The sequence below is a fragment of the Pedobacter cryoconitis genome, assembly GCF_014200595.1.
Classification (GTDB): domain Bacteria; phylum Bacteroidota; class Bacteroidia; order Sphingobacteriales; family Sphingobacteriaceae; genus Pedobacter; species Pedobacter cryoconitis_C.
The window spans coordinates 411,522-424,625 of sequence record NZ_JACHCG010000003.1 but is presented as its reverse complement, the minus strand read 5'-3'; the positions used below and the strand labels follow the sequence as shown (position 1 = coordinate 424,625).

Annotated in this window: 12 protein-coding genes; 4 read left to right on the top strand and 8 right to left on the bottom strand. The window is 40.4% G+C overall.

The window, feature by feature from the left end; genetic code table 11:
* Nucleotides 1-46: 46 nt before the first annotated feature.
* The 5 genes from HDE70_RS18955 to HDE70_RS18935 are packed head-to-tail and all read right to left on the bottom strand — an operon-like array spanning nucleotide 47 to nucleotide 5,085.
* Nucleotides 47-1,240 carry a hypothetical protein gene (locus HDE70_RS18955; protein WP_183891554.1) on the bottom strand — a complete coding sequence of 398 codons (1,194 nt, stop codon included), beginning with the start codon at nucleotides 1,238-1,240 and terminating at the stop codon, nucleotides 47-49.
* A 1-nt stretch (nucleotide 1,241) separates the two neighbouring features.
* Nucleotides 1,242-2,072: a type 1 glutamine amidotransferase gene (locus HDE70_RS18950; protein WP_183891553.1), complete on the bottom strand. Its 831-nt coding sequence runs from the start codon at nucleotides 2,070-2,072 to the stop codon at nucleotides 1,242-1,244.
* On the bottom strand, nucleotides 2,069-3,175 hold the full coding sequence (locus tag HDE70_RS18945; protein WP_183868326.1) for a carboxylate-amine ligase: 1,107 nt from the start codon (nucleotides 3,173-3,175) through the stop codon (nucleotides 2,069-2,071). The genes HDE70_RS18950 and HDE70_RS18945 overlap by 4 nt, the downstream gene beginning before the upstream one ends.
* 21 nt (nucleotides 3,176-3,196) lie before the next feature.
* Nucleotides 3,197-4,339: a hypothetical protein gene (locus tag HDE70_RS18940; RefSeq protein ID WP_183891552.1), complete on the bottom strand. Its 1,143-nt coding sequence runs from the start codon at nucleotides 4,337-4,339 to the stop codon at nucleotides 3,197-3,199.
* Between the two features lie 41 nt (nucleotides 4,340-4,380).
* Entirely contained in the window at nucleotides 4,381-5,085 is a 705-nt protein-coding gene (locus HDE70_RS18935; protein WP_183868324.1) for an esterase family protein, read from the bottom strand.
* A gap of 215 nt (nucleotides 5,086-5,300) precedes the next feature.
* Between HDE70_RS18935 and HDE70_RS18930 the strand changes: the two genes are divergently transcribed.
* Complete coding sequence (locus HDE70_RS18930) at nucleotides 5,301-6,122, top strand: alpha/beta hydrolase (RefSeq protein ID WP_183891551.1); 822 nt, start codon at nucleotides 5,301-5,303, stop codon at nucleotides 6,120-6,122.
* On the opposite strand, the gene HDE70_RS18925 is transcribed toward HDE70_RS18930, so the two are convergent.
* Nucleotides 6,117-6,776 (bottom strand): oxidoreductase, encoded by a 660-nt coding sequence (locus HDE70_RS18925; RefSeq protein ID WP_183891550.1) that lies wholly within the window; start codon nucleotides 6,774-6,776, stop codon nucleotides 6,117-6,119. The two genes, HDE70_RS18930 and HDE70_RS18925, sit on opposite strands and share 6 nt — an antisense overlap.
* Before the next feature lie 229 nt (nucleotides 6,777-7,005).
* On the opposite strand from HDE70_RS18925, the gene typA reads away from it, so the two are divergent.
* From typA to HDE70_RS18910, 3 genes are all read left to right on the top strand, one after another.
* Complete coding sequence (gene typA, locus HDE70_RS18920; RefSeq protein WP_183868321.1) at nucleotides 7,006-8,808, top strand: translational GTPase TypA; 1,803 nt, start codon at nucleotides 7,006-7,008, stop codon at nucleotides 8,806-8,808.
* A 172-nt stretch (nucleotides 8,809-8,980) separates the two neighbouring features.
* The gene (locus HDE70_RS18915; protein ID WP_183891549.1) at nucleotides 8,981-9,697 is read left to right on the top strand and encodes a 3-ketoacyl-ACP reductase; all 717 of its coding nucleotides are present in this window, start codon (nucleotides 8,981-8,983) and stop codon (nucleotides 9,695-9,697) included.
* Nucleotides 9,698-9,713: 16 nt separating this feature from the next.
* A complete protein-coding gene (locus tag HDE70_RS18910) occupies nucleotides 9,714-10,931 on the top strand; it encodes a serine hydrolase domain-containing protein (RefSeq protein WP_183891548.1) in 1,218 nt (405 codons plus the stop codon).
* A gap of 28 nt (nucleotides 10,932-10,959) precedes the next feature.
* Here HDE70_RS18910 and HDE70_RS18905 read toward each other — a convergent pair whose 3' ends face one another.
* Together HDE70_RS18905 and HDE70_RS18900 are read right to left on the bottom strand one after the other, a co-directional pair.
* Nucleotides 10,960-11,712 carry a glycosyltransferase family 2 protein gene (locus HDE70_RS18905; RefSeq protein ID WP_183868318.1) on the bottom strand — a complete coding sequence of 251 codons (753 nt, stop codon included), beginning with the start codon at nucleotides 11,710-11,712 and terminating at the stop codon, nucleotides 10,960-10,962.
* Nucleotides 11,713-11,731: 19 nt separating this feature from the next.
* Nucleotides 11,732-13,003, bottom strand: a complete 1,272-nt coding sequence (locus HDE70_RS18900) for a glycosyltransferase (protein ID WP_183868317.1) — start codon at nucleotides 13,001-13,003, stop codon at nucleotides 11,732-11,734.
* Nucleotides 13,004-13,104: the final 101 nt, after the last annotated feature.

Sequence of the window (13,104 nt, the reverse complement as noted above, 5' to 3'; positions counted from 1 at the left end):
CAATTATAATCAATTGATTTATTCAGGGAGTCTGCTAAATGTAAATTTACTGGGCCATGAGCCCCACAGTGCCACCTACCCAGTCAAAATCGGCATTATAGCGTACTCCGATCATTTTTCCCCTGCTTAAACGGGCCAGGTTAATACACAATTGAGGTTCTTCTCCGTCAGGCCAGATATAGAGCAATCTGAGCTCTGCTTTAACCAGCCCATCGGGTGATTGAACAACAGGTTCATAATTTACTTTTCGTTGCAAAATCCAGTTCTCAGCATCAGTTATCCCGTCGATATCAGCCTTGGTGAGGTCTATAATTACACCCATCCCTGCAAATGAAAACAAGGGTTTGAGTACGTAGTTATCCAGATCTTCAGGTATAACTTCAATGGTATTTAAAAACCGGGTTTCAGGTACAAATTCGTTCTTTAAAAAGGGCATGGTGAATTTGCTGATCCTATAAAACCAGTTGGGGTGTGTAATCCATTCGATGTCAAGGTCTTCTCTCGGGTCGAAGCTAAGCTTAAATAAGTCTTGCTGTGTACTCACTTCATCAAAGATCAGGCGGTTATATATTCTTCTTAACCGTATTTTTTTACCCTGTTCATTATAAAATAGCTGATTGCCTTCTTTGAAAATATCCGTTAAACTTAGAATTGGGATCCCTAAATGTTTGGCTGTGACAAAGAAATCGATAGCTGTTTTCTGATTGGGTGCATCGATATCCATTAAGGCGACCTCTTTGGGCTCAAAACGCCCCAGAATCACTTTTTTCAATAAAGCAATATAATTTTGCTGGTTTATTCCATGGAAAAACGGGCTGAAATCAGCAAGTTCATCCAGCTCGAAAGCTTCTTTATAAGCATCAGCCAGATGTGCCTGAAAACCAAATAAGGAAGGGAAGCCCTGCATCTCTATCAGCCTGGGTACTAACCGGCCTTGTTCATCTTTACAGATCCCAAAATCGAAGGCCAGGAAATGAGGATGATCATTTTCATTGGGAACTATCCATTCTTTAGGAATAGCACTATCAGTAAGGGCTTTAAAGCCGGGCTGTTTGATTAATTTGATAATCTCTTCACCCGCTTCGATCAGCTGATTTTTTAAATCATCAGGAATGAATACAGGTGTTTCAGCAAATCTGATAGTTAATGGCGGATAATCTTCGCCAAGTACACGTAAAAAGTTTACATACTTGTCTGTGGTAAAGTTCCGGTTAAAATATTCCCTGTAAGTACGGACCATATCAGGCTTCTTTAAGAAATTGAATAGCTTCGGTTAAAAAATTGGGTAATATAGTTTTTTGAGTCAGCAGGATCCTGTCCGGATTGTCGAGACTTTCCAGCATATCCAGGTATTTTTCTTCCCCATGAGCGGCAATAATGGTGTTTTTCTTTTCTTCTTCGAGCAGATATAACCGCATTCCGTCGGGATCAGCTTCAGGATGAAATTGTGTGCCCACAAATTCTTTAGAGAAACGAATGGACATGATACAACGCTCCAGATCAACATGAGGACGTTCTTTTTCAAGTGCCAGAACTTCTGCTCCAGTTGCATTAAAAGTCTCATCTTCAGCATCCAAGACCTGCCAGTCTCTGCTATCAATTGCGTAAAATGGATTAGTCAGGCCTGCATAAATAATATCATTTTCTCCCTGTTCTGTTAAAGTGACCGGGAAAATCCCGAAAGCATTAGACTTTCGTTCGGTAACCAGTCCCAAGCCATATTTGCGGCAGGCCATCTGGAAAGAGTGACAAATTAAAAAAGCATACTTTTTATCTTCGTGTGCTTGATTATAGGCTTCCAGATTATCCAGTAAGTTGAAAAACGAGTTTTCCCATGCCTGACCTTCTCCTTCATAAGGACTGCCCGGGCCACCGCTTGAAATATAAATATCAAACTCCGTTCCGGGAATTTCATCTTTTACCCTCAGATCAAATACCTGAATGGATAAATTCAGTGCATGGTCTTCTTTATAAGTGGATACAATATTCAGAATGCCTCTCAGTCCCTGGTTGGGGAATCCGTTATTCATGTCTATTACTGCAACTTTAATTTCTTTTAACTGTTCTGTCATCCGTGTGCCCCGATTAAAGTTTGTGAAGTAATATAATCTACAACCGATTCAAAGCTACCCGTCTGTGAATAAATTGCAAGTTGTCTATCTGCACCTGTACCATTTTCAAGGATCTTGTGGATATAGTTAAGATCTTCTCTGCAACCCAGTTCATCCACAACATCGTCCACAAAATCTAATAATTCTAAAACGAGATTGCGGCAGTTAATCTCCATTTCTTTACCAAAATCAATCAGGTTCCCATCAATCCCATAACGGGCAGCCCGCCATTTATTCTCATTGATCAGCGCCCTTGAATAATTGATAAAGCTCATGTTTTGCAGGCGAAGCTTATATAATTTAGCACATAATGCCTGGAATAAAGCTACAAAAGCCATCGTTTCATCGATCAGCATCGGACAATCACAAATTCTGAATTCAATGGTTTCAAAGAAAGGATGTACACGGATATCCCACCAGATCTTTTTAGCATTATCAATACTATTGGTTTTAATCAATAGCTTGACATAGTTATCATAATCTTCAATACTATTGAATACATCAGGGATACCGGTTCTTGGAAACTTATCAAAGATCTTGGTTCTGTATGATTTATACCCGGTGTTTCTGCCTTCCCAAAAAGGTGAATTTGTAGATAAAGCAAATACATGGGGCAGAAAATAGCGCACCTGGTTGGCAATATGAATGGCCAGCTCCCGCGATTGGAAACCCACATGAACGTGCAAACCGAAAATCAGGTTGGAACGTGCGGCCTCCTGAAGCTCATTGACAATTTCGCTGTATCTTGGATGCTCAGTGATCAATTGCTTTTCCCAATGTGAAAACGGGTGGGTTCCTGAGGCGCCAATACGCAGACCTTGCTCACCCGCAAGCACCGATACTGTATGGCGCAACTGCGATATTTCAAGGCGTGCCTGTTCTGTATTTTTACAAATACCCGTTCCAACTTCCACCACTGCCTGGTGCATCTCCGCTTTTACCTGATCCTTATGGATTTTCTGTGCAGCCTCCACTATTTTCTGATCATGAGAGGTTAGCTCGCGCGTAACCGGGTCAATGACCATATATTCTTCTTCTACACCGAGCGTAAATTCATTCATCATTTTGAAACCTCCTTATTGAATCTATTTTTTCTTTGCTGCTGCTGTTTTGCCAGGGGCTGCCGTTTTTGCTTTTTTAACAGGTTCAGCGCTTTTTGGCGTTACTTTAGGTTTCACCGGGCTTTCCACTTTAGGCTTTGCTGAGCTTGTTGCCTTCGGCTTTGCTGAACTTTCCGCTTTCACTGGAACTGCTTTTGCCGGCTTACTCACACCAGCTAACGGTTTTCCAGCAATAGCTGATTTCACATATTCGCCCCAGGTTAAGTTATCCTGCCCATCAACCTGTGTTTTTGCTCTTTCTATTGCATATTTCGCAGCATGATCCACTACCCAGTCGAAATTTTCCTGTCCCACACTTGCAATATCTGCATCAGGCGCAGGATTGCAAAAATCAATAGCATAAGGAATTCCATCACGCACCGCAAATTCTACCGTATTAAAATCGTACCCTAAATACTGATTTAGCTTAATTACGTAATCATGAATTGTCTTTAAAAGCTTTTCGCTGGAAGGTTTGTGATCCACCGCATACCTTAAATGTGCAGGATTACGCGGCTCATATTGCATGATGCGTACATATTTTCCTCCAATACAATAACATCTAAAGTACTCGTCAAACTCAATTTCTTCCTGAAGCATCATTACATACTGATGCGTCTGGCTATGTTTATCAAAAAATTCGTCTCTATCATTTAACTTATAAACCTCTTTCCAGCCACCACCATCAAAAGGTTTCATATAGGCCGGAAAGCCTGTATATTCAAAAATATTATCCCAGTCAAAAGGAAAAGCCAGGTTGCTGAAAGAATTTTCATTCGTGTCATCCGGTCTGGCATGAGAAGGGATCAGCGCGGTTTTAGGAACCGGTATCCCTAATTTGACAGCCAGCGCATTGTTGAAAAACTTTTCATCAGCACTCCACCAAAAAGGATTGTTGATCACTGCGGTTCCCGTGATTGCTGCATTTTTCAGCAATGCTCTGTAAAAAGGAACATCCTGAGAAATCCGGTCAATAATTACGGCATAATCCAATGGTTCGGCCTGAAATACTTTATCAATATTGATATATTCCGCCTGGAAATCTTTGCCTCCTAATTCATTTACACGTTTCACGAAGGCTTCAGGAAATGATCGTTCCTGTCCGAATAAGATGCCTATTTTCTTCATAGATTTTTTATAATTAGGTGATGTAGCTTTTATGATTTTGTTTATAGTCTTGCTAAATAATCCGGGAACATTTGTCGCCACACTGGCCAGTCATGGTCAGCATTGGGTCTGATATCCAGCCAGTGGTTTATATTTTTCTGATGAAGGATGTCTGATAAACGTTCATTAAAAGGCTTACAAATATCCCGGTCTGCTGTACCCAGTATAATGTTGATATGCCAGAGGCCGGGATCCTGATCCCGCGGAAGAAAATCAACAGGATTATTATAATAAATATCAACATTATAGAATCCATCTGTCTGCGGAGTAATATCAAACGTGCCACTCATGCTAAACAGATGACTCACTAATGAAGGATGTTTGAACGCAAAGTTTGCCGCATGATAGCCGCCAAAACTACAGCCAGCGGTAACCACTTTCTGATAACCTGTTTCCTGAACTGCAAGCGGGAAAAGTTCTTCAACCAGCATTTTATCATACCAGGAATGGTTATGCGCACGGGCTGCCGGGGATATATCTTTATTATACCAGCTCAATGCATCGACACTATCAGGACAATATATTTTAATCTTTCCCTGCTCAACCAAGTGTTGTACCGAAGCAATCAGACCGAAATCTTTTGTTTCATAATAACGGCCTTTACTTGTTGGAAAAAGCAGGACAGGTTGCCCGCTATGGCCGTAAATCAGAAGTTCTATCTCGCCGCTTAAATTGGGGCTGTACCATTTCTTATATTCTTCTTTCACGCCTTTCCCGATTAGTATATTGAAGGTATGTAAAACTCATTCAAAGCCAAAAGGTTTTGCTAATTTATTCTTATTCATTTAAGCTGTATAAGTTTTGGCGTAAAAACATCGACTGAATTGAATTAGCTTGCTTTTACACTTAAAAAAATAGATAAATTATTTCCGGAGATTGTTAAATTTGCAGAGAATTTGTGAGAAAGGGAATTCGTTGAATTATGTATAATACTAAGTCAGTTCTTGGGTTAACTCCCGTCACCCGTCAATTAGAGTCCGTTCACCTACAGCGTGTAGTGGAAATAGAGTTGTTTTATCCTTCCGGTTTGCTGGGTAATGAAAAATTAAACTTATTGCTGTTAAACGATGGGCAGGATGCAGCAGGATTAAACTTGCAGGAGACGCTGAGCAGTTTATACGAAGACCAAAAAATTGAGCCCGTTGTTGTTGCCGCGATTAAGGCTTCCGCAGAGCGGCTTCAGGAGTATGGTGTAGCCGGTACACTTGATTTTGCAGCAAGAGGCAGCAAGGCTGACGCGTATTCTAAATTCATCACCCTTGAATTAATGCCTTATCTGGAACAAGAAACAGGGATGCCTTTTCTTGGCAAACGAGCATTCGCAGGATGCTCATTGGGTGGACTGACAGCTTTCGATATCGTATGGAAAAATGACAACTTCTTTGATATTGCCGGAGTTTTCTCTGGTTCATTCTGGTGGAGAAAAAAAGACCTGAAGGATGGCTATACAGATGACGACCGCATTATGCACCAGGTAATCAGGGACACCGAAGGAAAGCCCGGGGTAAAGTTCTGGTTAATGACCGGAACGGAAGATGAAACCGCAGACCGTAACCGTAATTTTATCATTGACTCTATTGATGATACGATTGATATTATCAGGGAATTAACCAAAAAGGGGTATAAAAGACAGGATGATATTTTCTACTATGAAATGGTAGGAGGGAAGCATAATGTGGCAACCTGGGGTAAAGCATTACCTTCGTTTTTATGCTGGGCATTTCCAAGAAAAACGTTTTTATAGCACGTCACTCAAAGCCTGGATCTGATCAGAAGGATGTATAAATATTCCTTTCTGCTCATTCAGAGACTGGGCTAACATTACTTTGGCTACAGCAGTTACTTTAATACTTCTGTATTTTCTCCATTTACCCACCAAAAGCGGATTGATAAAATGCATGAGCTTATTCATGATACTTTCTCCAAAGCGTTTTTGTGATCTCTCTCCATCCAGTAAAGAAGGACGGTAAATATGGATGCTCTTAAAAGGAACCACTTTAAGATCCCGCTCTACTTCTCCTTTTGTTCTGTTGTAAAAGAAAGAAGAGTTTTTGTCGGCGCCCATTGCTGATACTAAATGATAACTTTCTGCGCCATTCGTATGCGCCATCCAGGCAATATCCAGCGGATATTGATAGTCTATCTGGCGATATTGCTGCTGATCAGGAGTCTGGCTTTTGGTCGTACCAAGACAGCAAAAAACAGCATTTCCTTTAATTTCTGCTGCATAATCACTCAGCCGGGTAAAATCTATTACCAGTTGATTTAATTTAGGGTGCTGAACAGTTAATTTTTTGCGTACCAGCACCAGCACATCCGTATAATGCGTATCATTTAATAAGTCCTGTAGTAAACTGCGGCCTATAGATCCGCTTGCACCAACTAGTATTGCTTTCATATCTCTGGTATCAATCTTTAAAGATCACTTTTTCTGTTAAAAAACAGGCGTTATCAATTTATTTCTTCACGGATCGGACAGTTTTGTTACACAATCATCTTTGAATAAGAGGAAAAGAAATTTAATGTCCTGATTGCTTTTTCTGCGAAATATATTGACATAGTCCTAGGTAATAGGCTGATATATCAATTATTTACGTTATCTTTGCGCCAAAATTTAGGCGCATTTTATGCAAAAAATAAGAAACATAGCTATTATAGCACACGTTGACCACGGTAAAACTACATTGGTTGATAAGATTTTACACACTTGTTCTATTTTTCGTGACAACGAGCAAACAGGTGACTTAATACTTGACAATAACGACCTGGAGAGAGAACGTGGTATTACCATCGTTTCCAAAAACGTTTCAGTAATGTATAAAGATATTAAAATTAATATCATTGATACACCTGGTCACGCCGATTTCGGTGGTGAAGTTGAACGTGTATTAAAAATGGCTGATGGTGTATTGTTGTTATGCGATGCGTTTGAAGGTGCAATGCCTCAAACTCGTTTCGTAACTCAAAAAGCTTTGGCTTTAGGTTTGAAGCCTATTGTTGTTGTAAATAAAGTAGATAAAGAAAACTGCCGTCCTGAAGAGGTTTATGAGCAGATTTTTGAATTGTTCTTTAACCTTGAAGCTACAGAAGATCAGTTGGATTTCCCTGTAATCTACGGTTCATCTAAACAAGGATGGATGAGTACTGATTACACTAAACCAACTACAGATATTTTCCCTTTATTAGATGCAGTTGTTGCTAACATCCCAGCTCCGCAATTAATTGAAGGAACTTTACAAATGCAGATCACTTCGTTAGATTATTCATCTTTCGTAGGCCGTATCGCAGTTGGACGTGTTCACCGCGGGTCAATTAAAGAAAACCAGCCGGTTACTTTAATCAAACGCGATGGTAAAATGGTAAAATCAAGAGTAAAAGAATTATACACTTTCGAAGGATTAGGTAAAATTCGTACTACTGAAGTATTTTCAGGTGATATCTGCGCAGTTGTAGGTATTGATGGATTTGATATTGGTGATACTATTGCTGATTTTGAAGCTCCTGAGCAATTACCAGTTATCAAAATTGATGAGCCGACTATGAACATGTTGTTCACAATCAACAACTCACCATTTTTCGGTAAAGAAGGTAAATTTGTTACTTCTCAACGTATCAAAGAACGTTTGTACAAAGAGATGGAGAAAAATCTTGCCTTGAAAGTTGTAGAAACTGAATCACCTGATGCTTATTTAGTATACGGTAGAGGTATTCTGCATTTATCAGTATTAATCGAGACTATGCGTCGCGAAGGATACGAAATTCAGGTAGGACAGCCACAGGTAATTATCAAAGAAATTGATGGTAAGAAATGTGAGCCGGTTGAAACACTGATCGTTGACGTACCGGGTGAAGTTGCTGGTAAAGTAATTGAACTGGTTACACAACGTAAAGGTGAACTGTTGATCATGGAGCCAAAAGGTGATTTACAACATTTAGAGTTTGAAATCCCTGCACGTGGTATCATTGGATTAAGAAATAACGTATTAACTGCTACAGGTGGTGAAGCGATTATGGCTCACCGTTTCAAAGCTTACGAGCCTTGGAAAGGTACTATTCCTGGAAGATTGAATGGTGTATTGGTTTCTATGGAAAAAGGAAGCACGACAGCTTATTCAATTGATAAATTACAGGATCGTGGTCGTTTCTTCGTTGATCCTGGTGTTGATGTTTATGAAGGTCAGATTATGGGTGAACACATCCGTGATAATGATTTAGTAGTAAACATTGTTAAAGGAAAAGCTTTAACTAACATGCGTGCATCAGGTACAGATGATAGTAACCGTATTGCTCCGGCAATTAAGTTCTCTCTGGAAGAAGCAATGGAATATATCCAGGCTGATGAGTACATTGAAATCACTCCATTAAGTATGCGTTTACGTAAAATCTACTTAACTGAAGGTGAACGTAAAATAAAAGGTAAAAACTTCTAAGACCTTATAAATTGAGTTTGAATCCCGTAAGCATTGCTTACGGGATTTTTTGTTTGAAGGCCATTCTCAAATTTCGCTTTGGATAGATAAAAACTATACTTTATCAATTGTGTAATAGGTGCAGGGTAATTTTTGCAAAGTTTCTTAGTTTTGTAGCTCAATAAATAAGATCATGGAATCATTAAAAGGAAAAAATGCACTGATTACTGGTGCTGGTAAAGGAATTGGTCGTGCTTTGGCGATCGCTCTTGCACAAGAAGGGGTGAATGTGGGCCTGATTGCAAGAACAGAAGCTGATTTGCAAAATGTAGCAGAAGAACTCAAAACTTTTAATGTTCATGTCGCTATCGCAACGGCGGATGTGGCTTCCATAGACTCCGTAAATACTGCTGTAGCAAAAGTAAAGACTGATTTAGGTGCTATAGATATTCTGATCAACAACGCAGGGATCAGCTCTTTTGGTTCCTTCATGGAATTAGAACCAGCCAGATGGGAAGAGATTGTAAAAGTTAATTTATTTGGTGCTTATTACGTAACCCGTGCTGTTCTGCCAGAAATGATTGACCGTAAAACCGGGGATATCGTAAATATTTCTTCTACAGCAGGCCAGCGTGGAGCTGCCGTAACCAGTGCTTACAGCGCTTCTAAATTTGCATTAATTGGTCTTTCAGAATCTTTAATGCAGGAAGTCCGTAAACATAATATCCGCGTAACGACTTTAACGCCAAGTACCGTAGCAACTGATATGGCTAAAGACTTGAATCTTACTGACGGAAATCCGGACAAAGTAATGCAACCAGAAGATCTTGCAGAATTGGTGGTGAGTCAATTGAAATTAAATCGCAGAGTGTTCGTGAAAGAAGCAGGACTTTGGTCTACAAACCCATAAGCTACAAAAACAGTATATGAAACGGATTCTCTACTGGCTTGCGGCTGTAACTTTAGTGATTGTGCTTCTTTTTGCGCTGCTGTTTACCTGGCGCCCCGAACTGGTGCGTGTTTTACGGTATCAGTCTCCCGATGCCAGTACCTATAAAATATTCCCGCAAGTCATTATCCAGCCCTCAGATACCGCTTTTCATTTTGTAAAAGCAGCAGTTAACCGGGACGACCTCGATACTGTTCATGTACTGAACTGGAAAAATGAATCCGTTCCATTTACTACCTATCTGAAAGACGGGAAGGCTACAGTTTTTATGGTCATCAGAAATGATACGATTATCTATCAGAAATTTGCCCCCGGCCATAGCGATACCACGCTGACCACACTTTTCTCTGTTGCCAAGACCATGGTGTCAATCATGGCAGGAGAGGCTTTAGCAGAAGGGAAAATTAAAAGCCTGGATGACCACCTGATCCAGTATGTCCCTGAACTCAAAAACAATCCGGCATTTAATCAGATTACGCTCAGAAATTTGCTGGAGATGAAATCCGGTCTGGAATTCAAAGATGTTTACGGTGGCCTTATCGCTGCTTTCTTATCAGACGAAGCAAAATATTATTATACGGAAGACATCAAGAAGGAACTCCTTCAAGTAAAATCAGCAAACAAACCAGGTACTATATGGAAGTATAAAAGTATAGATGCTTTCTTATTAACCTGGGCACTGGAAAATGCAACGGGGCAAAAAGCTGCGACTTACTTTCAGGATAAAATCTGGAAGAAAATCGGTACTGCTTATCCGGCAAGTTTCGGACTGGATCATCCCAACGGATTTCCCAATACCGCCAGCAGGTTTCAGTCCACTGCAATAGATTTAGCTAAACTAGGCCGCCTGTACCTCAATAAAGGCCGGTATAACGGTAAGCAGGTAATTCCTGAACAATGGGTTAATCAATCCGTCAATTTAGGAAATGAAGCTCCTGCAAACGCTAAAGGCTGGCAGAAATCGGCCCATCACTATTTATGGTGGGTTCCGCAAGAAGGAGTAACCGGAGATTATGCCGCAGAAGGAATGAGAGGACAAAGACTATACATTGATCCTTCGACTCATACTATCATTGTTCAGTTTTCAGAAAAAGGGGCAGGGGGATATCCTTTCAGAAAGGTCAGTCGTTACTTATCAGGTTTACCTTTTACTTATCCAAAGAATCCACCATTAGAATCAGCGATCAGCCAGTAACAATACAGGCACAAACAGCGAACTTTATTTAATCGTTAGTTTTCTTATGCTTTACATAATACTGTGTCAGGTTGATTGCAATCCAGAAATGATTAACCAGGTTTGGGATCAATCCATAATACTTATGAAAGATGCGGAAACGTTCCTTTAAGCTCGCAAAATGCTTCTGTTTAGAAATTCCGCCAACCAGATATTTTGCTACATAAAGCTGTGTATTCACAATGCTCGATGCCTTTTTCGCAGCCTTAATGATCCAGTCAATATCTGAACTGTATTTATACTGCAAATCATAAGGCTCTGTTAAACTGCGTTTCACATAAATAGCCTGATGACTAATACTCATTCCATGCTTAAAACTGCGCCAGCTAAAACATTCCGGAGCGCGGTGTCTCCTTTGCCCTAAGCTCTGCCAGTTATCATTAAACATCTCAGTTTCCCCATAATAGATATCAGCTCCAGGTGCAGTCTCAAAAATATCCGTTACCGTTTCAGGCGCATAAATCTCATCTCCCGAGTTCATAAACAAGATATAATCGCCCGTAGCTAATTTCAATCCTTTGTTCATCGCATCATAAATCCCCTTGTCTTTTTCAGAAATAAACTGGGCCAGCCGGGACTTATACTTATAAATAATATCTTTTGTTCCATCCGTTGAAGCGCCGTCAATCAGGATATATTCAATATTCGGGTACGTTTGATTTAACACCGAAAGCATAGTACGTTCGATATCCCTTACATTATTATATACGATGGTAATGACACTTAGCTTTGGCTGCAACATGAAATGAAAATATAATTGATTAACGTGGATGTAAATTGATCAGGGATTGATATAAAGCAGTGTGTTTATCGGCAATAACTGCCTCAGAAAAATGTGTAAGTATAGTTAAACGGGCCTCTTTTTGAATCTCTGCCGCATTTTCCTCGTGGTATAACCACTCCATACCCGTGGCCAGATCTTCAGCAGATTCATAATCCGCTAAATAGCCATTCACCAGATGCTCGACCATGTCTGGAATGCCACCTGTTTTAAAGGCCACTACCGGAGTTGCGCAAGCCAGACTCTCCATAACCGTATTCGGTAGATTATCTTCAAGAGAAGCCGTAATAAACACATCAGCGGCCGAATAACACTTCGCCAGATGAGTATCATTATCGATTTTCCCCAGATAAGTAGTCTTAAAAGGGAAAACAGGCACATCAGTCTGATCCTTGTTGCCAAAGATCAGTAACTCTATATTTTCTTTGACGATACCCGGTCTGTTGGCCAGATCGTTCATGGCTTCAATCAAATAAGCCGTCCCTTTATGCTTGTCATTATTAGAAGGCATAAAACCGCTCATTAAAACGAACTTATCAGGATTGATATTCAAAGACCTCTTAGCTTCGGCCTTCGCATAAGGTTTAAAAACATTAGTCTCAATCGTATTTGGGATCACTGTAGTTTCTCTTGCGCCCATCAAACTGCTGAACTTTACTGAACTCGCCATCCAGCGGCTTGGTGCAACAATATGGAAACCCAGATTTGCATAACCTTTTTTCTTGCTTACCCAGTTCCAATGAGAAATATCATTAGGGCCACTAATCTTTAACAGCGGACAAGACCCGCACTGCTTATGGAAATTCTCACAAGCATACCTCACATGACAGCCCCCCGTAAAAGCATTGCTATCATGAAAAGTCCAGACGATCGGCTTGTCCAGCTCTTCCAGCTCAGCCAGCCTCTTCGGCGTTAAAAACCCGTGATTAATCCAGTGAATATGAATCAGGTCCGCATCCTTCAATGCGGCATTGTCAATTACAGAGCGGCCGAACCACTGCAAAGAAAAAGGTGTTTTCAGTGCTTTCGTTAAAAATTTGGCGAGGTACCTTTCCGCTAAAATATTGAAGATGGCCTTTCCCTTTTGAAAGAGGCTCTTACTAAACGAATCTGCTTTGCTGCTCTCCTTAAACTGGTAAAACACCATCACGCGGGATTCAACGCCACTTGCCTTTAGCGCGTCACTTAACCGGAGGCAAGCTCTTCCAGCCCCACCGTTTCCCTCGTATGTATTTAAATGGATTATCTTCAACAGTTCAAAATTACATATAATTGTTATCCTTTATCCGATGCCCAGAACAAATTTATCACCTAAATTTCAGCGGCATATTAATTTTTTAACTGTTTTCCCTT